Origin of the sequence: Micromonospora sp. DT41, from assembly GCF_049841715.1 — a bacterium.
GTDB lineage: Bacteria > Actinomycetota > Actinomycetes > Mycobacteriales > Micromonosporaceae > Micromonospora > Micromonospora profundi.
In genome coordinates this window covers 123,265-144,194 of the sequence record NZ_JBNCKU010000005.1, presented here as the reverse complement: position 1 = coordinate 144,194, position 20,930 = coordinate 123,265, and the positions used below count along the sequence as shown (strand labels likewise).

Here is a 20,930-nt window from a genome sequence, read left to right as displayed (position 1 = left end):
CCGCCCCGCAGGCTGCCGACATGACCTCGACCGAACGCCCGCAGCTCGCCGTCCGCTCACCCGCCGACCTGCTCGCCGCCGTGCCGTACCTGCTCGGCTTCCATCCCGCCGACAGTGTGGTCGCTGTGGCGCTGCTCGGCCGGCAGATCATCTTCGCCGCTCGCGCCGACCTGCCCGACCCGTCCACCGATCCGGTCGACCAGGCTCGGCACCTCGCCGGAGTGATCCACCGCCAGGGCGCGGAGGCCGCCACAGTCGTGGGTTACGGGCCGCCCGACCGGGTGACCCCGAGCGTGGACGCCGTCCGCGCCGCCCTGACGAATGCCGGCCTGGACGTCCTCGACGCGCTGCGGGTGACCGACGGTCGATGGTGGTCCTACCTCTGCACGGAGGCCGACTGCTGCCCACCCGAGGGTCGGCGCTACGACCCGGTGGCAAGCCCTGTCACCGCGTCGGCCGTCTTCGCCGGCCAGGTGGCGCTGCCTGACCGGGCCGCCCTCGTGGCGCAGGTCGCTCCGGTTCAGGGCCCCGCCCGGGACGCGCTACGCGCCGCCACGGTCAGGGCCGACCGGCGACTGGCCGACCTGATCGAGCGTGCTCCCGCCAGTGATCTGCTCGGCGGTCGGGCGGTGCGCTCCGCCGGTGCGACGGCGGTCCGGGAGGCACAGCGCCGCCAGCGTCGCGACGAGCTGCTCGACGACGACGAGGTGGCCTGGCTGTGTCTGCTGCTTACTCACCTGCCGGTCCGCGACCACGCCTGGGAACGCACCGACGGCCGTGACCGGGACATCGCTCTCTGGACCGACGTGCTGCGCCGGGCCGAGCCGGAGTTCACCGCCGCGCCTGGTGCGTTGCTGGCGTTCGCCGCGTGGCGAGCCGGGCAGGGGGCGCTGGCGGCCGTCGCGCTGGAGCGGACGCTCGGCCTGCACCCGGACTACTCGCTCGCCCTGCTCCTGGACGACCTGCTGCGGCGCGGCGTGCCCCCGTCCGAGCTGGACGGCTGGCCCTCGGTCGGGATGCCGGGGGTGATCCGCCCCCGCAGGAGGCGTCGGCGTGGCCGTAGCTGACCGACCCTTGACCCGAAGCGTGACCACCACCTCGGCCCGCGCGCCGAGCATCGCCACCAGCAGCGCGGTGTCTGCTGCGTCACTTCGGCCGGCCAGCCTACCTACCGATAGGTAGGTTGGATTCCATGACCGCCACCTCAACGATCTCCGTCAGCGACCTGACGAAGTCCTACGGCACCCGGAACGCACTGGATCGGCTCTCGCTGACGGTCGAACGTGGCAGTCGTACCGTGGTCCTCGGTCACAACGGGGCGGGGAAATCCACCCTCCTGGAGATCATCGCCACGCTGCGCACCCCGACGTCCGGCACAGTCACCGTCGAAGGCCACGACACTGTCACGCACACCCGCGAAGCCCGCCGACTCATCGGGCTGACGCCGCAGGCCAACGCACTGGACCCACTCGCCACCCCGACCGAGGTTCTCACCTTCCAAGGTGTCGCCCTCGGGCTCGACCGCACTGTCGCCGCACGCCGTACCCGGGATCTTCTCGAACTCTTCGGCCTGGAGGACCAGCACAGGACACAGATCTCGAAGCTGTCCGGTGGAACGCGCCGTAAGGTCGACATTGCCGTGGCCCTGGTCTCCGAACCCCCGATCGTGATCCTCGACGAGCCGACCACCGGCCTCGATCCCCTCAGCCGCCTCGAGTTCTGGAACGAGCTGAGGCGACTCAACCGGAACGACCGGACCCTCCTGATCTCCACCCAGGATCTCCACGAGGCCGATGTCCTCGCCACCGACGTAGTGGTCCTCCGCGACGGCGCCGTCACCGCGCAGGGCTCCCCGGAGTCCTTGAAACGGTGGGTCGGGGAACGCACCCTGACCCTCGGGCTGACTGACGAACCCACCACGCGGACGTTCCTGACCTCCTCGCGGGCGCCGTTCCGCGCTGAGACCGACGAACCCCGAACGGTGCGGCTCGCGCTCTCCGGCGACCCGGAGGCGCTGAAGACAGCACTTGACGACATCGGCCGGTTCGCCGGCGGAATCGAGGAGTTCCGCCTGACCGAACCCTCGCTCGACGACGTCTTCGTCGCCCTCGCCGCCCGCGGACGCGGGCCCGACCACCTCCGGTAAGGACGCCACACGTGAGTCTTCTCGACATCTCTCTCGTTCCCGCGCGCAGGACCGCGCTTCCGGTCGCCGTCGCCGCGACCAGGCGCTGCACCCGCGTCGTCCTGCGTTCTCCGGCCCTCCTGGTGGCCCCTGTCGCACAGTCGCTGTTCTTCCTGCTCATCTACTCCGGGCAGCTCAGCACCGTGGGCAGCGGCTATCTCGCGGGGGGCAGCTTCATCTCGTTCCTGCTGCCACTGATCCTGCTCACCGGAGTGGCAACCGCCGCCGGTACCGCAGGGACTCTCGTTCTACGCGATGTCACAAGTGGTTACCTCGATCGACTTCGGTTGGCGCACGGCACCGCCACGCCGTTCCTCCTGGGTGCCGTCATCGCTGCGCTCGTCGCCGTCATCATCGGAATGCTCACCACGATCGTCGGGGCGGTGCTCATCGGCTACCGGCCCGGGAGCTGGGCGGGGGTGACAGCCATGATCGTCCTGATGCTCGTGCTCGGCCTGGGCATCGCCCTGCTCAGCATCGCCGTCGCGATCCGGTCGGGCTCGGCGACGAGCACCAACCTTGTCACTCTCGCGGTGTTCGGGCTGTCGTTCTTCACAGGGGTGTTCGCTCCGCTGGACGAGCTCGCCGGTTGGATGCGCGTGATCGCGACCGTCAACCCGCTCACCTACGTCGTGGACACCGCCCGCCAGCTCGAGAGCGCTGCCGCGCTCTCGGCCGCGCCAATTGCTCTCACCGCACTCAGCGCGCTTGTCGTCGCTGGAGTCGCCGCCTGCGTCCTGGCCGTCAACCACGCTCGGAGGAACCGATGACCGCCACAGCAGACACCCGGTCGCAGATCCTGGACGCCTTCAGCCAGCAGTTGGCCGCCGTGGGTTATCAGGGCGTGTCCCTGGTCGCAGTAGCGCGGACGGTGGGCATCCAGAAGCCGTCCATCTACCACCACTTTCCCGGTGGCAAGGAGGACCTCTACGCGGCAGTCGCGCTGAGGTTCGTCGAAGACCTCCGTGCCCGCCTCGCGGCGGCGCTGACGACCGAAGGGACGCTTGAGGAGAAGCTGCGGACGCTCGCAGTCGTGTCGGCGGAGCACTCCCCCCGGGCCATCTCCTTCGAGCAGCGTGTCTACGACGCGCTCGACCTCGTCTCCGAGGAGACACGGACCGACGTGTCGCAGCGGTACGTCAGCGGCGTCCTCAACCCGGTCGCCGAGCTTTTTCGCGCAGCGGTCGAGGCCGGAGACGTCACGGGTGATCCCTGGTTCCTCATGAACGCGTTCCTCCACCTCGTACGCGCGACCGACCTCGCTCAGGAACCTGACGGCAGCGCCCAGCTCGTCGCGCTCTTCCTCGACGGCGCTCGGGCGCCCGGGGCTGTCCGTCGAAGGATGTAGCTGACGTTCGTTCCACGGGTCGAGTTGTCCGACGTGGCGTCGCAGCAGACTGATCAGGTGCCTCTCCGAAGCGAATGCCCCACGTGAGCGTCGCGCTGCTCCTGACGCTCGCCGGCCTGGCCCTGGTCGACAGCACCAGCATCGGCACCCTCTTCATCCCCGTCTGGTTACTGCTCGCGCCCGGGACGGTGAACGCCCGGCGGATCCTCGTCTACCTGGGCACGATCACCCTGTTCTACTTCGCGGTCGGGCTGTTGCTCGCCGTGGGCGGCAGTCGACTGGCCGACGTCCTCGGCGGAGCGCTCGACAACAGGCCGGTGCTGTGGGCTCAGCTCGTGCTCGGTGTGGGGCTGTTCGCGCTCAGCTTCCGCTACGACGGCAAGCGACGCCCGCGCGGTGGTGGGGTGCTGCGGTGGCGGGATCGGGTGACCGCCGGTGACTCCTCGGCGCGCTGGCTGGTGGGGTTGGCGCTGCTCGCCGCGCTCGCGGAGGTGGCGACGATGCTGCCGTACCTCGGCGCGGTCGGCCTGCTGACCACCTCCGGGCTCGGCGCGGCGCAGATCGTCGGGCTGCTCGCAGGCTACTGCCTTGTCATGGTGGTGCCGGCGGTGCTGCTGCTGGGGGCGCGGACAGCGTGGCCGAAGCTGGTCGAGCCGGTGTTGGTACGGCTCAACGCCTGGATCGTGCGGCACTCCGGCGGCATGCTCGGTTGGATCCTCGGCATCGCCGGTTTCCTGCTGGCCCGCGACGCCGTGCTCCGGCTGGGGCTGCTCGACGAGCTGGTGATCAGACTGTGACCCGCTCGGGACGGGCGTAGACGTTCATCGTGTTTCCGCGCAGGAAACCGACAAGCGTCATCCCCGCCTCCTCGGCCAGTTCGGCGGCGAGGGTGCTCGGGGCGGACACCGCGGCGAGCAGCGGCAGCCCCGCCATCCACGCCTTCTGGGTCAGCTCGAAGCTGGCCCGGCCGGAGACGAGCAGCAGGTGCCCGGCCAGCGGCAGCAGACGTTCCCGCACCGCCCAGCCGATCACCTTGTCCACAGCGTTGTGCCTGCCCACGTCCTCCCGGAGCACCACCAGGTCGCCGGCCGGGGTGAACAGCCCGGCCGCGTGCAGCCCGCCGGTCCGGTCGAAGCCCCGCTGGGCAGCGCGCAGACGGTCGGGCAACTCGGCCAGGACGGCTGCCGCAACGGTGAGCGGGTCCGCCTCGACCGGGAACGCCGACCGGGTGCGGACTGCGTCGATGCTGGCCTTGCCGCAGACCCCGCAGGAACTGGTCGTGTAGAAGTTCCGGGACGGGTCGGTGGTCGGTTCCGGCACGCCGGGGGCGAGCACCACGTCCACCACGTTGTACGTGTTCGGTGTCTCCGCGCCTGCGCAGAGCTGGGCGGTCAGCACGTCGTCGGTCGACCGGATCAGCCCTTCGGTCAACAGGAATCCGATGGCCAGGTCCAGGTCGTCGCCGGGGGTGCGCATCGTGACGGCGAGGGGTTTGCGCCGTCCGGGCCCGGCAGCGCCCACCCGGATCTCCAGCGGCTCCTCCACCGCCAGGTTGTCCGGCCGGCGGACGGAACGGCGGCCGTCGGCTGCCGCGCCCAGGTCGATCCGGAGTACGCCGCGTCGGTCAGTCGCCCGTCCCATCCCGCAATCCTGCACCCCGCGCCGGTACGCCCGCACGCGTGCCGGGCATCGGGCACCCGCAGTGACCGCCGACAGGGCTCCGACACGACCGCTCAGGGATCGGGCTACCGGCAGGCACCGCCGGTCGGCGGCGATCCGGCTACCGTGACCGGGTGGGGACGTACGCCGCCGTGGTGCTCGCCGGTGGGGCTGCCCGCCGGATGGGCGGGGTGGACAAGACCGCGCTCCCGGTCGGTGGCCGGTCGATGCGCGACCGGGTGCTGGCGGCTGTCGCCGATGCCGCGCCGCTGGTGCTCGTCGGTCCGGCCGACGTGGTCCCGCCCGGTGTGCGGGTCACCAGGGAGGATCCGCCCGGCGGGGGGCCGGTCGCCGCGACGGCGGCGGGGCTTGCGTTGCTCGATCCCGACACGGCAGTGGTCGCGCTGCTCGCCGCCGACCTGCCGTTGCTCACGAGGGCTGCGCTCGGCGCGTTGCTGAACCACCTCGACGGCAACGGAACCGCTCCGCCTGGTGACGGCGCTGCGCCGGATCGCACAGGCGCAGCCGGTGGCGAGCAACGGCCGGACGGGGTGTGCTTCGTCGACGAGTCCGGCCGGCGGCAGTCGCTGTGCGGGGTGTGGCGGGTGGCCGCACTGCGGGCCGCGCTGGCGCGGTTGACTGTCGAGCGGGACGGGGACCTGGCCGGTGCGTCGGTCCGGGCTCTGCTGGCCGGCCTTGTCGTGCGGGAGGTGCCCTGGTCCGTCGACGGCCCGCCGCCCTGGTTCGACTGCGACACTGACGAGGACGTCCGCCGGGCGAAGGAGTGGGTGCGATGACGGTGCTCGACGACTGGGTAACGGCGGCGTGCGCAGAGGTGAATCTGGACCCCGCCCAGGTGCCGGTTCCGGCGGTGCTGGATCTTGCCCGCGACGTCGCTCACCAGGTGTTGCGGCCGGGCGCGCCAGTCACCGCGTACGTGTTGGGGTTGGCGGTTGGCCGGGGCGCCGACCCGGCGGACGCCGCGGCCCGGCTCAGTGCGCTCGCGGCCAACTGGCCGGTCGCGCTGGGCGGCGACCCGGCCGACCCCATCGCGCCCACCGCCCCGGTCGATCCCACAGTCTCCTGACCGCCGTTGTCCGATGCCGGTCCGGATGGATTCGGCCTCCGGAGGGCGTGGGTAGGGTGTTCGGAACGGACGGAGGCGATCATGACGGCTGACCACCCCTCGGCGCCGGACGGTGAGCTGCCCAGCGGTACGACCGAGCACGGGGAGTCGATTCTGCTCGACGAACCCAGCACCACCGACCTGCGGGCCAAGGTGACCGAGGCGTGGCAGGAGTTCGCCCGGATGCTCGCCCTGCGGCTGCGGGAACTCCCCGTCGGCGCGCACCTGGAGTTGACCCTGGACCCCACGGCCTCCGGCACTGGTGACGCCGTCTACTCGATAAGCGTCGATGTGGCCGGCGACGGCGGGCTATCGGCTCGGGCGGTCGGCAACGCGGCACTGCCGCAGGGCTACCGGTTGGACCGCGCCGCCGTGGCCGACATGGTGGCGCTTGGCTGGTCGCCGCCCGGGGTGGTGCCCGGGTCCGGCGGCTCGTTCGGGCTGGACGGCACGACGGCGGAGGCGGCCCGGATCGCCCCGTTGCTGTCCCGGACGCTGCGCGACGTCTACGGCGCCCCGCACCCGGCCTTCCTCGTCTACCTGGTGCACGACGCCGAGGGCGAGCCGTTGACAGTGGGGCCGCTGGGCACCGCGCGCAGCGAGTTCGGCCCGGACGCGGACGTCGAGGGCGACCTGGAAGAGGCGTTGGCCGAGGCGGCCGCCGCGCAGGTGGAGCGGGACGACGTGCTCGACCTGGCCGAACGCGTACGCACAGTGGTGTCCACGATGCTGAAGTCCGAGCCCGACCGGTTGCAGATCGACTCGGACGGCGACATCAACATCCGTGCCGGTTCGGCGATGGTCTTCGTGCGGGTGCGCGACAACCCGCCGCTGGTGGACGTCTTCTCCCCGGTGCTCACCGAGGTCGAACCCACCGAGCGGCTCTACGTGAAGCTGTCCGAGCTGACCAACCGGATGCCGATCGGTCGTCTCTACTGCGCCGACGACACGGTCTGGGCGTCCATCCCGGTGTTCGGCCGCAGCTTCCAGGCCACCCACCTGATGCTGGCGGTACAGGTGATGACAGGTCTCGCGGACGAGTTGGACGACCGGTTGCACGGCGAGTTCGGCGGCAAGCGGTTCTTCAGCGAGGGCGACAAACCGGTGCGACGCGAGGACTCCGAGCACCGCACCGGCATGTACCTCTGAGCGGTTCAGGCCACGTCCAGCAGGGTCTTGCCGACTGTCGCGCGCGCCTCGATGGCGGCGTGCGCGTCAGCGGCGCGTTCCAGGGGAAAACGCTGACCGATGAGCGGCCGTAGCTGGCCGGTCGCCGCGCCCGCCAGCGCCTGATCGGTGTACGCCCGCATCCGTGCGGGCGGCGCGTCGGATCGGACCAGCGTGATCTGCCAGGCTGCGGCGTCCTCCGCCGACACCGGCGACCACTCACCGCTTGCCAACCCGAAGCTGACCATCCGGCCACCCGGGTCCAGCAGCTCGAACGCCGTCCGGGCGGTCGGCCCGCCGACGCCGTCGAACACCACGTCGACTCCACCCATCGTGTGCCGGACCTGGTCGGCCCAGCCCGGCAGGCGGTAATCGACCGCCAGGTCGGCACCGAGGCCGGGCAGCAGGTCGACCTTGCGTGCGCCACCGGCAGCACCGACCACCTGTGCGCCGGCGCTCGTCGCGAGCTGCACGAGCAGGCTGCCCACGCCGCCCGCCGCCGCCTCCACGAGCACCCGGTCGCCGGGGCGGACGCCGGCCGCCTCGACCAGCAGGGTGGCGGTCCGTCCGTCGGCCAGCAGGGCAACCGCGTCGTCCAGCGCCAGCCCGGCCGGTACCTCGAAGGGCGCGGACGCGTCCACCACCGCACGTTGCGCGTACCCGCCGGAGCCGCCGGTGGCGCTCACGACCCGGCGCTCGGTCAGCGCCGGATCGACGTCCGGCCCAACGGCGGCGATCACCCCGCCGACGCCGTTGCCGGGGATCAGCGGCGGGGTGACCTGGAACGGTCCGGACCGGCCGGCGCGTAGCTGCGTCTCGATGAATGTGATGTTCGCGTGCGCGACGTCGATCAGCACCTGACCGGGGCCGGGCGTCCGGTCGGGTGCCGGGCCGGGCACCAGCACCTCGGGGCCGCCGAACTCACGTAACCAGATTGCCCGCATGAGATCCCCTCGATCGTTGCGGGCGTCGCCGCCCGCTCGAAGGGCAGTCCAGCACCTCAACGAGGGTTGAGGTCAATGTCAGCGGGTGGACGGGCCGACGCCGGGGGACTCAGCGAGTCGGGACAGCACGATGGTGCTGCGGGTGGACGTCACGAACGACTCGGCGCGAAGCCGTTCCAGCGCCGCCTCCAGGTGGGCGATGTCGGCGGCGCGCAGGTGCACGAGAGCGTCCGCCTCGCCGGAGACGGTGTAGGCGCCGACCACCTCGGGGTGCCGGCGTGCGGCCACGCCGATCTGCGCGGGGGTGGTCCGGCCGGCGCAGAACAGCTCGACGAACGCCTCGGTGGTCCAGCCGACGGCAGCGGGGTCCACGACGGCGGTGAACCCTCTGATCACGCCTGTCGCGCGTAGCCGGTCCACCCGACGCTTGACCGCTGGGGCGGAGAGTGACACCCGGGTGCCGATGTCGGCGTACGACGCACGGGCGTCGGCGACGAGCAACGCAATGATCCGCTGGTCTACGGCGTCTATCTGCAACGTTCCGCCTCTGGGAAGCAATGGTTGTGGCTGTTACCAAAGTTCTACGGTACCTACTCTTGGTGACCGTGAACCAGCAGCGACTGCCGCGAAAGCGGACATATCTCATGTGCTCGCCGGAGCATTTCGCGGTCGAGTACGCGATCAATCCGTGGATGGACGTGACCACCCCGGTGGACAGCGAGTTGGCCGTCAAGCAGTGGGACCGGCTGCGCGAAACGCTCGTCGGCCTCGGCCACGAGGTGCACGTGCTGACGGCCGAGCCGGGCCTGCCCGACATGGTCTATGCCGCCAACGGCGCCTTCATGGTGGACGGCAGCGTCTACGGCGCGCGGTTCAAGCACGAGCAGCGTGCCGCCGAGGCCGCCGCCCACCACGCCTTCTACGAGACGCAGGGCTGCCGGTTCATCGCGCCGAGCGAGACCAACGAGGGCGAGGGTGACTTCGCGTACGTGCCAGAGGCGCATGGCGGGCTCATCCTTGCCGGGCACGGCTTCCGGACCGAGATCGCGGCGCACGCCGAGGCGCAGGAGGCGCTGGGCCGCCCGGTGGTGTCGCTGCGGTTGATCGACCCTCGCTTCTACCACCTGGACGTGGCGCTCGCCGCTATCGACGACTCGAACGTCGTGTACTTCCCCGGCGCGTTCTCCGCGGCCAGCCAGCGGGTCCTCACCCAGCTCTTCCCGGACGCGGTGATCGCCGATGACTCCGACGCGTTGGCCTTCGGGCTGAACCTGGTGAGCGACGGCGCGAACGTCGTCCTCAACAGCGAAGCCACCCGGCTGGCGGGCAAGCTCAAGGCCGGCGGCTACACACCGGTTCCGGTCGAGTTGGCCGAGCTGAAGAAGGGCGGCGGCAGCGTGAAGTGCTGCATCGCCGAACTGCGGCACTGACCCGTTCGCCACCGCGTACGTCAGGGGCCGGCCTCCCGCGCGGGAGGCCGGCCCCTGATCGTGCTCCGAGGGGCGTTCAGCCCAGGGTGGCCAGCTCGTTGATCAGCACGTTCGAGGTGGCCTGACCGTCGCGCTGCACCTCCCGCAGGTACCACTTCTGCTGGGGGGTGCGTGGCTGGTTGAACTGCCAGATCCCGCGCGGGCTGTCGATCTGACCGATGCGACCCAGCGCCAGGTTGACCTGCTGGGGCGACGGCGACCCGCCGGTCAGCTGGATGGCCTGGTCGAGCACCTGCGCCGCGTCGTACGACGCCATGGCGTAGGTGGTGGGCGTGAGCTGGTGCTTCTTCCGGTATGCCGAGGCGAAGACCCGGTTCGACGTGTTGTTCAGGTCGGCCGAGTAGTTCAGGGCGGTCTGGATGCCCAGGGCGTCCTGGCCCAGGCTCTCCAGTACGTTGCCCTCGGTGAGGAAGCCTGGCGCGTAGACGGGCCCGGAGAACTGGTCGCGAAGTTGCTTGATGAACTCCACGGCGGCCGCGCCCGCGAAGAAGCAGAAGACCGCGGTTGGCTTCTTGGCCAGCGCCTTCTCGATGTCCGCCACATAGGTGGTCTTGTTGGGGCTGGTGGTGGGGTTGGTGTTTGTCACCGGGTCGGCGATGCGCCTGTCGGTGGCGCCGAACTCCTGCCGGAAGCCGCGCACCACGTCGGGGCTGCCCACGTTCTCCGGGACGATGATCGCCACCCGGCCGTTCGCCGGTAGCTGGTCGCGCAGGTAGCGGCCCAGGGCCCGGCCGGCCTCGTCAAGCACGTACGACGTGCGCCAGATGTAGACGACGCTCTGGAGGCTGCTCGGCGAGGCGTTCGAGCCGATGAGCGGGACGCGGGCCTCCTCCACCGTGTCGCGGATGCCGACCATCACCGACGAGTTGACCACCCCGGTGAGCGCCAGCACGTTCTGCTTGAGGAGTTGGTCGACGGCGGCCTTGCCGCTCTTGGCGGTCTCACCTTCGTCGGCGATCAGCAACTCCACCGGGTGCCCGCCCAGGCGTTGGTCGTGCAGGTCGAGGAAGAGTTGGAAGCCGTTGGCGATGTCGTCGCCGATGGACTTGACGCCGCCGGACTTGGGTACGATCAGACCGATTTTGATCGGGCTTCGGTTGGTGGTCGGCTGGCTGTCGGTGTCGGAGCCGCACCCGGCGGCGAATCCGGTGGTACCGAGCGCGGCCAACAGTTGGAGCGCCCGCCTGCGATTCATCTGCGACACCGAGTTCCTTCCAAGGAGCGTTTCAGGGCAGAACACGCCCCTCCGGCGTTCTACCTGCTCAACGACGCTGCGTCAATGGTTAATGATCATGGTGCAGTGAGCGCAAGGCATCGAGAACCCGGGGCCAGGCTGCGGACTCCGGGTCGATCAGCCCGAAATGCTCGGATCCGGGCAGCTCAATAAGGGAAATATCGGACCCTGCGGTATCTGCCGCTGTGACAAAGTCCCGGCTCATCGCCACCGGAACCTGAAGGTCTACAGACCCGTGTATCACTACTGTGCGTGTTTGCGTGGGCACCAACAATCGCGGGTCGGCCGCCGCGTACCGCTCTGGAACCTCCGCCGGACCGCCGCCCAGCAGCGCGGTCACCGCACCCGCGTCCAGATCCCACCGGTACGCCTCGACCAGGTCCGCCACGGGGGCCAGCGCGAGCACCGCGCGTACCGTCGACGGCGCTGTCGCCGCCACGTACAGCGCCAAGTGACCACCGGCGGAGTGACCGACCACGATCGGGGCGCCAGCACTGACCCGGCCGGGCAACGCCTCGGCGGCCAACTCCGGCAGCGCCGCGATCCCGGTCAGCGCGTCGGACAGCGTCCCCGGCCAGCCGCCGCCCGGCTGACCGGTACGCCGGTACTCCAGTTGGGCGACCGGATATCCGTCGGCGGCGAGCGCGGCAGCGAGTGGACCGGTGTGCCCCCTGTCGTACTCGGCCCGCCAGAAGCCGCCGTGCACCACGACGACCAGCGGCCGGGCCGGGCCATCCCCAGCCGGAAAGCGCAGGTCGGCCACCTGGTCCGGGTGATCGCCGTAGGCCACCGTCCGGTCCGGTGCGGGCGCGGGCCTGGTCAGCACGTCGCGTGGGTCGGCAGGCATGGCGCGACGGTAGCGCGTCCCGCCCGGGTGGCGTGGCCCCGGGAGTTGGTCCCGGGCGGCATGGCTCGCGTGCACTGGGTAAAGATGGACCCATGACCGAAGCGCACTCCGCTGGACAGAACGATGAGCCCGGCTCCGACGACTCCGGCCACTCCGGCACCGTGGTGGTGGTCGGCGCGGACGGGCGGCCGATCGGCACGGTGCAGACCGAGGAGGGGCAGGGCGAAGACCCGACCCGCCTGGTCGAACAGCCGGCCAAGGTGATGCGGATCGGCAGCATGATCAAGCAACTGCTGGAGGAGGTCAAGGCGGCTCCCCTTGACGACGCCAGCCGGCACCGCATGCGGGAGATCCACGAGCGCTCCATCGTCGAGCTCAAGGAGGGCCTCGCCCCCGAGCTGCGCGACGAGCTGGAGCGGATCTCGCTGCCCTTCACGGAGGACAAGGCGCCGAGCGAGGGTGAGCTGCGGATCGCGCACGCCCAGCTCGTCGGCTGGCTGGAGGGCCTCTTCCACGGCATCCAGGCGGCCCTGGTCGCCCAGCAGATGGCCGCCCGGGTGCAGCTGGAGCAGATGCGCGGCGGCCGGCAGGCACTGCCCAGTGGCCCTGGCGGTCCCGGCGGGATGGTGCCCGGGATGCCGGGCATCGGCCAGCCGGCCGGCGGCGAGGGGCACAGCACCGGCCAGTACCTGTAATCGGCGCTCAGCCCACCTCGAAGATCTTCTCCAGGTACGCCGCCACGCCGTCCTCCGAGTTCGCCGACGTCACCTCGTCGGCGACCGCCAGGACGGCGTGGTGCGCGTTCGCCACCGCCACGCCGCGCCCGGCCCAGGTCAACATGGGTACGTCGTTGGGCATGTCACCGAAGGCCACGACGTCCGCCGCGGCCACGCCGAGCCGGTCGCAGTACCAGTCGAGCCCTGCCGCCTTTGTCACCCCGGCAGCGGAGATCTCCACCAGCCCGGACGACGACGAGTGCGTCGCCTCGGCGAGCCCCGCCACCGCCGAGGCGATCAGCGCGGCGAACGCGTCCGGGTCCTGCTCGCCGGCCCGTGCAAGCAGCTTCACCGCAGGCAGGGACAGCAGCTCTTCCGGCGTCTCGATCGGCCGGATGCCCTCGGGGTCGACGTCCCAGCGCAGCGGGTAGTGCGTCTCGTGACGCATCTCCCGGCTGTCCAGGATCTCCACGGCGAAGCTGATGCCTGGCACCTCGGCACGTAGCCGTTCGGCCACCTCGGCGAGGTGCTGCGGAGCGAGCGGATCGGCCCGCAGCACCTCGTCGCGCACCGGGTCGTAGACCACGGCGCCGTTGGCGCACACCGCCGGCAGCGGCTGGGCCAGCTGTTCGTACACCATTTTGAGCCAGCGGACCGGACGGCCGGTGACAAGCACCACCGGCGTGCCCTCCGCTACGAGCCGGGCGAGCACGCCGGCGGTGCGGGCGCTTACCGTGTGGTCGTCGCGGATCAGCGTGCCGTCAATGTCGGTGGCGACGAGTCGAGGGGTCTCTCCCATCACCGGGACAGTAGTCGGTCCAGGTAGACGGCCACCCCGTCGTCGTCGTTGCGCAGGGTCACCTCGTCGGCGATGGCGCGCACCATCGGGTGCGCGTTGGCAACCGCCACCCGGGACCAGCCGGCCCACTCGAACATCGGCAGGTCGTTGGGCATGTCACCGAAGACCAGCACGTCACCCGGGTCGACACCGAGGGTCTGTGCGACAGCCGTCAGCCCGGACGCCTTGTCCACGCCGGGCGGGCAGATCTCGATGAAGCCGAGCCCGGCCTGGGTGAGTGTCGCGATGTGCGGCGGGATGACCTGCCGGGCCACCGCCAGCAACTCGTCCACGTGGTGGTCGGCGGTCCGCGCGAACGCCTTGATCACGTCACCGGAGAGGCACTCCGCGCGGCTGCGTGCCTCGAACCGGTCCTGGTAGGGCCAGCTCGCGTGGTAGTCACCCCACAGCGGGGCGTCGTGCTCGTCGGACGCCTCGACCATGACAGTCAGCGGGCCGGCCGCCGCCTCCAGGTCGGCGAGCAACTGGGCGACCACCTCGCCGGCCAGCCGCTCGTCGCGGAGCACCACCGGGCCGGTCGGGTCGCTCTGGTCGACGACCCGACCGCCACCGGCCATCACCAGGAAGTCGGCGGCCCGGATGTCGTTGCGGGTCAGCTCGGTCAACCGGGGGCCGCGTCCGGTCGCGGCGACGACCGGAATTCCGGCGGCCCGCACCCGGTCCAGCACCCCATGGGTGTACGCGGAGACGGTCTCGTCGCTGCGAACCAGCGTTCCGTCGAGGTCGGTTGCGATCAGCTTGGGCAGCCCCGGGCGGGTCATCGTTCCTCCTTCGCCCGCCGCCGTCGCAGCCTGCCGTACGGTCCTGGATCGAGACCCGGCGTGACGGCGGGCAGCAACCGTACCTCGCGTGAGCGGTCGCAACCACGGCTTCCAGGCGAATCGGGAACCAACGGGCGCCCTACCGTCGGTGTCGCCGAAACGGCAGGTCAGGCGGGTGCACCCGGACCCGTCGGGGTCAGGGCGCGCAGCTCAGGCCGGAGGTTGGGGGTGCGTGAACGGTGCCGCCGACGTGACGGTCAGGTCGGCCGGCGCGGGCAGGCCGTCCTCCGGGGTCGAGGCCCGGTCCCGGCGGCGGCGCCAACCGCGCTCCGGTGGCCCGTCGTCGGGGTGGTCGTCGGCAGTCGGCCCTGCCTGCACCTGCTCGGGAGCGCTCGGGGCCAGCCGCAGGGCCGCCCCGAGCAGCACGCAGGCGACGAACGCCATCACCAGACCGCGGCCGTACTCGACGCGGAAACCGTCCTGCGGTGCGTAGAAGTAGGTCCGCTGACCGCTGTCGTTAAGCGTCGCCGTCGCGGCGATCAGCAGCGCCAGCAGGGCTCCGGTTAGGGCGAGCCCCATCAGCCGGGCGTTCTGCCGGACCGACGCCGTGCCCCGCAGCGCCAACGCGACGGTGCAGACCAGGCCGAGAAGACCCACCAGGTAGCCGACCCCGAAACCGCCGATGTCGGACACGCCGGCCGGAACGTCGATGGTGCTGGTCCCGACCGGCCCGCTGTTGGGCAGGGTCATCACCAGCCACTCGCCGATCAGCGAGGCGACCCCGGCGACCGCGCCGAGCCCGGCGAGCAGCAGGGGCAGCCGGGGGTCGCGGGTGAAGCCGGTGAGCGACAAGCCGAAGCGTCGACGCTCGGTGGGCTCGTCGTCGCCACCCCACTCGATCACGCTCGGCCCGTCGGACGGGTCGCCCTGGCGGGGGATCGGCAGCTCATCGGACATCGGCCATCCTTCCGCCGGTCACGGGCCTGCGTCGAATCATGGCACAGAGCGAGTGGCTGGTCGCGTTGGCGAAGTCGCCCACGCCGAACCGCGATCAGGTGACAGGGATCGCAGGGCGGGCGTCGGTGCCGGTCGGTCGCTCGGCGGTCACCTTTCCGCTAGCGTTCTCCTCATGCCAATCCGTACCGCTTCCGCACAATGGCAGGGCAATCTCACCGAGGGTTCCGGCACGGTCCGCACCGGTAAGGGCGGCCTGTCCGGCAACTACTCCTTCAAGTCACGCTTCGAGGAGGGCGAGGGCACCAACCCCGAGGAGCTGATCGCCGCGGCACACGCTGGCTGCTTCTCGATGGCGTTCTCGAAGGGCCTCGCCGACTCCGGCTCGACGCCCACCTCCGTCGAGACCACCGCCAAGGTCCACCTGGACAAGACCGACGCCGGGATGACCGTGACCCGGATCGACCTGGAGACCGTCGGCCAGGTGCCTGGGATCGACGAGGCCGAGTTCCAGAAGCTCGCCGAGGCCGCCAAGGCGAACTGCCCGATCTCCCGCCTGCTCTCGCCGGGTGCCGAGATCACCCTCACCGCTCGCCTGGCCTCCTGAGGCGACGGACCTCTACCCGTACGTTCACGGAGGGAGCCTCCGCCCGACCGGGTGGCCGCTCCCTCCGCGAGCGCGCGGGCATCGCGCCTTCTCCGCCGGCCCACGATCAGGTCCCGCGGCGTGACCGGGCCGGTCGGCCGGACGTCGGGCACAATGGTGGAGTGCCGGTGGAGATGACCCGCGAGCGTTTCGAAGAGTTGGTCGGTGACGCCCTCGACGAGGTTCCCGGCGAGCTGCTCGGCCTCATGAACAACGTCGTGATCCTGGTCGAGGACGACCCGCCGCCCACCGAGCCCGACCTGCTCGGCCTCTACGAGGGGCACGCGCTCACCGACCGGGGCTGGGACTACGCCGGCGTGCTGCCGGACCGGATCTTCATCTACCGCCGCCCGATCCTGCGGATCTGCGACAGCGACGAGGACGTCGTCGACGAGGTGGCCGTCACGGTGGTCCACGAGATCGCCCACCACTTCGGCATCGACGACGCACGGCTGCACGCGCTGGGCTGGGGCTGACCCCGCGCTACGGCCCGCCAGCGGTACGCCGCTCGGCTGATGGTCCGTGCTTGCTGGAGTCGCCTACCGTCGGTGCAGCAACCGCGACCTTTCAGGAGGCACCCTCATGCGCAGCGAGCTGTTCTCCGCCGAGAACCTCGAGAAGGAGTCCGCGCAGCCCGGCATGCGGCTGCAGAACTCCAAGATGTTGAAGATCGAGCTCAACGGTGAGGCGATGGCCCGGGTCGGGTCCATGGTCGCCTACCAGGGAAACGTGCAGTTCCAGGCGTTGGGCTCGGGCGGGCTCGGCAAGTTCCTCAAGCAGAAGCTCACCGGCGAGGGCGTCCCGCTGATGAAGGTCACCGGCCAGGGTGACGTCTTCCTCGCCGAGTTGGCAAAGGACGTTCACATCATCGACCTGGAGCCGGGCGACGCGCTCTCCATAAACGGCTCCAGCGTGCTCGCCTTCGACTCGACCCTCCAGTACGACATCAGGATGGTCGGCGGCGCCGGCATGACCTCCTCGTCGGGCCTGTTCAACTGCGTCTTCAGTGGGTACGGCCGGATCGCCATCACCACCAAGGGCACCCCGGTCGTGCTCAACGTGGACGCCCCGACCTATGTCGACCCGCAGGCAGCGGTCTGCTGGTCGGCAAACCTCCAGACCGGCTACCACCGCGCCGAGCAGCTCGGTCTCGGCACGCTGCTGGGCCGGCGCACCGGTGAGGCGTACACGATGAGCTTCGCCGGTCACGGCTTCGTGGTGGTGCAGCCGTCCGAGGAACCGCCGGTCAGGGGCAGCGGCGAGCAGCAGCAGGAGGGCGGCCTGCTCGGCGGCCTGCTGAGCTGACCCGATCGGTTGGCTGGGCGGGCGCTTCAGTCGTGCGGGGTCGCCAGCCCAGCCCAGCTCGTCAGCCCAGCCGGGTCAGGTCAGCTCGCCGGTGCGCAGTCGGGCCAGCCAGGCAGCCGCATCGGCGTAGTCGACGTCGGAGAGACCGGCCGGTGCCGGTACGGGTCGTTCTCCGGCTGTCTCGGCCCAGCGGTGCCGGGGATAGGAGCCCAGGAAGCGGACGTCGGCGCAGACCCGGTGCAGCCCCTGCAACGCCTCGCCCAGCCGCACGTCGGCCACGTGCCCCGTGCAGTCCAGGAAGAAGACGTACCGACCCAGGGCCTCGCCGGTCGGCCGGGACTCGATGCGGGTCATGTTGACCCCACGGACGGCCAACTCCATGAGCACCGTCAGCAGCGCACCGACCCGGTCGTGGGCGATGTAGACGGCAAGCGAGGTGAGGTCGTCACCGGTCGGCGGCGGGGGCGGGCCGGGGCGGGAGGCCAGCACGAACCGGGTCACCGCGTCGGGGTGGTCGGCGATCTTGTCGGCGAGCAGCGCGAGCCGGTGCCGGGTCGCCCCGATCGGCGCGCAGATCGCCGCGTCGAACTCACCTGAGCCGGCGCCTGCGGCGGCTGCGCCGTTGGAGAGCACGTCGAACACCACCGCGTCGGGCAGGTGGTCGCGCAGCCAGCCCCGGCACTGGGTGGACGCCTGCGGGTGCGCCGCGATCGTGCGGATCGACGGCAGCGACGTCCCCGTCCGTGCGGCGAGCACGAAATCCACAGGCAGGATCACCTCGCGTGTGATCACCAGCGGGTCGCCCTCGATCATCTCGTCGAAGGTGATGCCGACCGCCCCGCCGATCGAATTCTCCAGCGGCACCAGCGCGGCATCGGCGTCTCCCGCCCGGACGCTGTCCAGCGCCTCCCCGACACTGCGGGCGGGCGTACGGCTGCCGTGTTCGGCGGCGGGGATCGTGCGCAGGGCCTGTTCGGCGAAGGTGCCCTCCGGGCCGAGATAGACGAAGCGCGTGGGCGGTGTTCCGGGCATGTCGACCAGCCTACGCACCCGATCCGGGCGGTGTGCCGGCGTCACAGGCGAGGGTGCGGATCCCGACCGGCCCGGTGGCCCGGACCTCGATGGTGCACACGTCGGTGCCGGCGGTGACCAGCTCGGGGGCGCTGGGTCGCCCCCGGGTGACGACCTGGAGTTCCTCGTGCCCGGTCACCGTGACCACGGTGTACTGCCAGTCGGCGGCGCAGAGCGGCCCGCTGCGGACCTTCACCTGCACGTTGCTCGGGAGGACTCCGGTCCGGCCGCGTAGCAGCCGGAGGACCTGCTGACCGGTCGGCCCGCTCCGGCAGGCGGTGGCGACCAGGCCGGCATCGGGCGTGGCCGACGGGGTGCCGACCGGAGGGGCGGTGGGCACGGCGGTGGGCGATGCCGTCGGAGTGCCTGTCGGCCCGGGTGCAGTGGGCGTGCCGGTGACCGTTGGCACGCCGGATGGCTGCCGCAGCTCGGGTGGGGCCCCGCAGCCGGTCAGTGCCAAGATCGTCAAGAGCGCCGCCAGGATCCGGGTCGCGGGCAGCGTTCGGACCGTCGCCTGCGGTGGGGGAGACGGGCGGCGGAACGGGGTGAACGGCACGGGCCGATCCTCGGGGGCATCGGGGAAGGTCGCGGCCGGGGGGTGGCCGAGCCCATCGTAGGGCGAGCGGCCGGCCGGGTGAAGCTCAGCCGAGGACGCGGTGCCCGGCGCGCTCCAGGGCGGCAGTGCCTTCGGCCAGGCGGACGATCGGCACCAGCAGGTAGTCGGTGTCAAAGGTCGAGAAGGTGACCACGTTGACCCGGGCTTCGGTGAGCGGCGCGACGAGGGCCGCAAGCGTTCCCGTGGCGGCCACGCCGTCCGGGCCGGCGACCTTGAGGCAGCGCCAGGAGGTTTCCACGACCGCCTGTGCCGGGGCTCGGGTGGTCGGGCAGATCACCGATATCCCGTCGGCGGTCCAGCTCACAGTTACCACCTCGGCGCGGTCCAGTTCGCTCGACAGCGCATACGGCAGGGCGGCGCCGGGGGCCAACCGGCACACGGCGTACTCCCCTGGCAGCAGAGCGATATCGAGCATGAGGGCACCTTACGGTGTCGGTGTGGGCCGACGCCGACATCGCCGCGTGCGGTGAACGCCACACTCCGCCGCAGGTCAGACCTCGGAGAAGAAGGTGAGGGAGCCTGCCACGGCGCCGTGGGCGTGCACCGGGGTGGAAATCGCGTCGACAGTTGCGTCGGAGCTGCCCGCCGCGGCGCCCTGCACCCGCAGCAGCCCTCTGGCGAGACGGCCGGAGGAGAGCGCCAGCAGGGGCGGGATCTTGTCGATCTCGGCCTCGGTCAGCTCGCCCCGGTTGGCGGTGAAGTCCAGCAGGCGCAGCCCGCCGTCGAGCAGCGGCCGCCCGATCAGGCCGGCCGGCTCGCCCAGGCAGAGCAGCTCGCAGCCGGCCGTGGAGATGGCGACCACCCGGGTGTCGGCGTCGATAAGCAGGCACGGCTCGTCGGCCCGGCAGACCGTCGAGGACCACTGGCCGAAGTTGTCGAACTCCGGCTCTGTGGAGGCTCGCGCCGCCGGCACGAACACTTCCGAGAGCGAAAGTTCGACGTGGGCCACCGAGCCTCCTATGTACACCGACGGACTGTCCACGCTAGCCGGTCTCCGACGGGACCACCGAGCGCACCTTGTCACCGGGCCGCACGGTCGAAACCGGGGCGGTCGGTGACGGCGCGGGAACCGGTGGGGGGTGGGAACCGGGGCCGCGTGGCGTCGTCGGTGACGTTACCGGTGGTGGGCCGGCTTGTCAGCGGCCGTTCGGCCCTCGTCGTACCACCGGTAGTCGGCCGTTGGACGGTACGTGCCCTTCAGCCAGGTGCTGGGATGCTGCGCCACCCGGGACAGCTTCTCGGCAGTGGCGGGGCTGATCCGGCTGCCACCGGCCACGAGGAGCCGGTCGAGCTCCCGGTGGGTCGCCATCAGACAGTCCTTCGGCAGGCCGTAGACGCTGATCACGCCGGAGCCCACGAAGGTCAGCACCGGCGACACCGGAATCGTCAGCCCCACCGCGTCGCTGAGGGCCTTGCTGGCCCGCTTGGCGTCCCGACGGGCCTCGGCCACGTACGGCGGCCGCTTGCCGTTGATCTGCACCACGTCACCGGCGACGAGGACCCGGGCGCGACCGTGGTCGGCGATGGTCACCGCGAACAGGCCGCTCGGCCCGATGGCGAGGAACCCGGCGCGGTCGTCCTGAGCGCGGTCGAGCAGGGCGTCCGCCACATCAGTGCGGGGCCATTCGATGACGTGCCAGGCTGGCCCGAGGTGGTCGAGCTGACCGAGTGCCCGTGCTCCGGCCGCCTCCAGCCGACGTGCGCCCCGCTCGGCACGGCGGCGGCGCGCCCATTCGAGCGGTGTCGGACGGATCGGTTCGAGAACCCCCGGCGACTCGACGCGGGGGTGGGGCACGGCGGCGGGCGGCAGTGCCCGACCGGTCGGTACGGCTCGTCGTGCGGGAAAGACAGTCATCGCGACCTCCGGCAAAAGGTCCCTCGAAGTTATGTCCTCACTACCCTACGTTGCCAGTCCCGGTGTTCGGCAAGCCGGAGCGCCGGAGTGACTGTGGATGAATGCCATATTCATCCACAGTTCTTTTGTCGGATGCCGCTAAACCCT

26 protein-coding genes are annotated in these 20,930 nt (G+C 71.1%); 13 read left to right on the top strand and 13 right to left on the bottom strand.

The window, feature by feature from the left end:
* Window positions 1–20: 20 nt before the first annotated feature.
* From ACLQ23_RS11475 to ACLQ23_RS11455, 5 genes are all read left to right on the top strand, one after another.
* The gene (locus ACLQ23_RS11475; RefSeq protein WP_425734990.1) at window positions 21–1,067 is read left to right on the top strand and encodes a DUF4192 domain-containing protein; all 1,047 of its coding nucleotides are present in this window, start codon (window positions 21–23) and stop codon (window positions 1,065–1,067) included.
* A 125-nt stretch (window positions 1,068–1,192) separates the two neighbouring features.
* Window positions 1,193–2,146, top strand: coding sequence for an ATP-binding cassette domain-containing protein (locus ACLQ23_RS11470; protein WP_425880626.1), 954 nt, complete (start codon window positions 1,193–1,195; stop codon window positions 2,144–2,146).
* Window positions 2,147–2,157: 11 nt separating this feature from the next.
* The gene (locus ACLQ23_RS11465) at window positions 2,158–2,955 is read left to right on the top strand and encodes an ABC transporter permease (protein ID WP_355587343.1); all 798 of its coding nucleotides are present in this window, start codon (window positions 2,158–2,160) and stop codon (window positions 2,953–2,955) included.
* The gene (locus ACLQ23_RS11460; RefSeq protein ID WP_355587340.1) at window positions 2,952–3,533 is read left to right on the top strand and encodes a TetR/AcrR family transcriptional regulator; all 582 of its coding nucleotides are present in this window, start codon (window positions 2,952–2,954) and stop codon (window positions 3,531–3,533) included. The genes ACLQ23_RS11465 and ACLQ23_RS11460 overlap by 4 nt, the downstream gene beginning before the upstream one ends.
* 83 nt (window positions 3,534–3,616) lie before the next feature.
* Window positions 3,617–4,330 carry a GAP family protein gene (locus ACLQ23_RS11455; RefSeq protein ID WP_355629342.1) on the top strand — a complete coding sequence of 238 codons (714 nt, stop codon included), beginning with the start codon at window positions 3,617–3,619 and terminating at the stop codon, window positions 4,328–4,330.
* On the opposite strand, the gene fdhD is transcribed toward ACLQ23_RS11455, so the two are convergent.
* On the bottom strand, window positions 4,320–5,174 hold the full coding sequence (gene fdhD, locus ACLQ23_RS11450) for a formate dehydrogenase accessory sulfurtransferase FdhD (RefSeq protein WP_355587334.1): 855 nt from the start codon (window positions 5,172–5,174) through the stop codon (window positions 4,320–4,322). The genes ACLQ23_RS11455 and fdhD overlap by 11 nt on opposite strands.
* Before the next feature lie 152 nt (window positions 5,175–5,326).
* Between fdhD and mobA the strand changes: the two genes are divergently transcribed.
* The 3 genes from mobA to ACLQ23_RS11435 all read left to right on the top strand — a co-directional run bounded on the left by mobA (window position 5,327) and on the right by ACLQ23_RS11435 (window position 7,467).
* Window positions 5,327–5,989, top strand: a complete 663-nt coding sequence (gene mobA, locus ACLQ23_RS11445; protein WP_425734993.1) for a molybdenum cofactor guanylyltransferase — start codon at window positions 5,327–5,329, stop codon at window positions 5,987–5,989.
* On the top strand, window positions 5,986–6,279 hold the full coding sequence (locus tag ACLQ23_RS11440; RefSeq protein WP_355587331.1) for a DUF6457 domain-containing protein: 294 nt from the start codon (window positions 5,986–5,988) through the stop codon (window positions 6,277–6,279). Before mobA ends, ACLQ23_RS11440 begins: the two co-directional genes overlap by 4 nt.
* An 81-nt stretch (window positions 6,280–6,360) precedes the next feature.
* On the top strand, window positions 6,361–7,467 hold the full coding sequence (locus ACLQ23_RS11435; protein ID WP_355587328.1) for a T3SS (YopN, CesT) and YbjN peptide-binding chaperone 1: 1,107 nt from the start codon (window positions 6,361–6,363) through the stop codon (window positions 7,465–7,467).
* A 5-nt stretch (window positions 7,468–7,472) separates the two neighbouring features.
* Here ACLQ23_RS11435 and ACLQ23_RS11430 read toward each other — a convergent pair whose 3' ends face one another.
* Both ACLQ23_RS11430 and ACLQ23_RS11425 read right to left on the bottom strand, forming a co-directional pair.
* Window positions 7,473–8,429, bottom strand: a complete 957-nt coding sequence (locus tag ACLQ23_RS11430; protein WP_425880625.1) for a zinc-binding dehydrogenase — start codon at window positions 8,427–8,429, stop codon at window positions 7,473–7,475.
* A gap of 78 nt (window positions 8,430–8,507) precedes the next feature.
* Window positions 8,508–8,966, bottom strand: coding sequence for an Lrp/AsnC family transcriptional regulator (locus tag ACLQ23_RS11425; protein ID WP_053651590.1), 459 nt, complete (start codon window positions 8,964–8,966; stop codon window positions 8,508–8,510).
* 59 nt (window positions 8,967–9,025) lie between these two features.
* Between ACLQ23_RS11425 and ddaH the strand changes: the two genes are divergently transcribed.
* The gene (ddaH, locus tag ACLQ23_RS11420; protein ID WP_355587323.1) at window positions 9,026–9,859 is read left to right on the top strand and encodes a dimethylargininase; all 834 of its coding nucleotides are present in this window, start codon (window positions 9,026–9,028) and stop codon (window positions 9,857–9,859) included.
* Between the two features lie 76 nt (window positions 9,860–9,935).
* Here ddaH and ACLQ23_RS11415 read toward each other — a convergent pair whose 3' ends face one another.
* Window positions 9,936–11,123 (bottom strand): ABC transporter substrate-binding protein, encoded by a 1,188-nt coding sequence (locus ACLQ23_RS11415; RefSeq protein WP_355587321.1) that lies wholly within the window; start codon window positions 11,121–11,123, stop codon window positions 9,936–9,938.
* 79 nt (window positions 11,124–11,202) lie between these two features.
* Window positions 11,203–12,000 carry an alpha/beta hydrolase family protein gene (locus tag ACLQ23_RS11410; protein ID WP_355587318.1) on the bottom strand — a complete coding sequence of 266 codons (798 nt, stop codon included), beginning with the start codon at window positions 11,998–12,000 and terminating at the stop codon, window positions 11,203–11,205.
* Between the two features lie 92 nt (window positions 12,001–12,092).
* On the opposite strand from ACLQ23_RS11410, the gene ACLQ23_RS11405 reads away from it, so the two are divergent.
* A complete protein-coding gene (locus ACLQ23_RS11405) occupies window positions 12,093–12,695 on the top strand; it encodes a bacterial proteasome activator family protein (RefSeq protein WP_355587316.1) in 603 nt (200 codons plus the stop codon).
* A gap of 7 nt (window positions 12,696–12,702) precedes the next feature.
* On the opposite strand, the gene ACLQ23_RS11400 is transcribed toward ACLQ23_RS11405, so the two are convergent.
* From ACLQ23_RS11400 to ACLQ23_RS11390, 3 genes are all read right to left on the bottom strand, one after another.
* Complete coding sequence (locus tag ACLQ23_RS11400; protein ID WP_425880624.1) at window positions 12,703–13,515, bottom strand: HAD family hydrolase; 813 nt, start codon at window positions 13,513–13,515, stop codon at window positions 12,703–12,705.
* Window positions 13,515–14,336 (bottom strand): HAD family hydrolase, encoded by an 822-nt coding sequence (locus ACLQ23_RS11395; protein WP_355587312.1) that lies wholly within the window; start codon window positions 14,334–14,336, stop codon window positions 13,515–13,517. Before ACLQ23_RS11395 ends, ACLQ23_RS11400 begins: the two co-directional genes overlap by 1 nt.
* 210 nt (window positions 14,337–14,546) lie before the next feature.
* Window positions 14,547–15,293: a hypothetical protein gene (locus tag ACLQ23_RS11390; protein ID WP_425880623.1), complete on the bottom strand. Its 747-nt coding sequence runs from the start codon at window positions 15,291–15,293 to the stop codon at window positions 14,547–14,549.
* A gap of 172 nt (window positions 15,294–15,465) precedes the next feature.
* On the opposite strand from ACLQ23_RS11390, the gene ACLQ23_RS11385 reads away from it, so the two are divergent.
* From ACLQ23_RS11385 to ACLQ23_RS11375, 3 genes are all read left to right on the top strand, one after another.
* Window positions 15,466–15,897 (top strand): OsmC family protein, encoded by a 432-nt coding sequence (locus tag ACLQ23_RS11385; protein WP_355631962.1) that lies wholly within the window; start codon window positions 15,466–15,468, stop codon window positions 15,895–15,897.
* 167 nt (window positions 15,898–16,064) lie between these two features.
* Window positions 16,065–16,412: a metallopeptidase family protein gene (locus ACLQ23_RS11380; protein ID WP_197281399.1), complete on the top strand. Its 348-nt coding sequence runs from the start codon at window positions 16,065–16,067 to the stop codon at window positions 16,410–16,412.
* A gap of 106 nt (window positions 16,413–16,518) precedes the next feature.
* Window positions 16,519–17,241 carry an AIM24 family protein gene (locus ACLQ23_RS11375; RefSeq protein WP_053651572.1) on the top strand — a complete coding sequence of 241 codons (723 nt, stop codon included), beginning with the start codon at window positions 16,519–16,521 and terminating at the stop codon, window positions 17,239–17,241.
* 75 nt (window positions 17,242–17,316) lie between these two features.
* Here ACLQ23_RS11375 and pheA read toward each other — a convergent pair whose 3' ends face one another.
* The 5 genes from pheA to ACLQ23_RS11350 all read right to left on the bottom strand — a co-directional run bounded on the left by pheA (window position 17,317) and on the right by ACLQ23_RS11350 (window position 20,783).
* On the bottom strand, window positions 17,317–18,273 hold the full coding sequence (gene pheA, locus ACLQ23_RS11370; RefSeq protein WP_355587305.1) for a prephenate dehydratase: 957 nt from the start codon (window positions 18,271–18,273) through the stop codon (window positions 17,317–17,319).
* 10 nt (window positions 18,274–18,283) lie between these two features.
* On the bottom strand, window positions 18,284–18,796 hold the full coding sequence (locus tag ACLQ23_RS11365) for a hypothetical protein (RefSeq protein WP_425880682.1): 513 nt from the start codon (window positions 18,794–18,796) through the stop codon (window positions 18,284–18,286).
* 157 nt (window positions 18,797–18,953) lie between these two features.
* Window positions 18,954–19,343, bottom strand: coding sequence for an ACT domain-containing protein (locus tag ACLQ23_RS11360; RefSeq protein WP_355587303.1), 390 nt, complete (start codon window positions 19,341–19,343; stop codon window positions 18,954–18,956).
* 75 nt (window positions 19,344–19,418) lie between these two features.
* Entirely contained in the window at window positions 19,419–19,877 is a 459-nt protein-coding gene (locus ACLQ23_RS11355) for a hypothetical protein (RefSeq protein ID WP_355587301.1), read from the bottom strand.
* Between the two features lie 165 nt (window positions 19,878–20,042).
* Complete coding sequence (locus tag ACLQ23_RS11350) at window positions 20,043–20,783, bottom strand: hypothetical protein (RefSeq protein ID WP_355587298.1); 741 nt, start codon at window positions 20,781–20,783, stop codon at window positions 20,043–20,045.
* Between the last annotated feature and the right edge of the window lie 147 nt (window positions 20,784–20,930).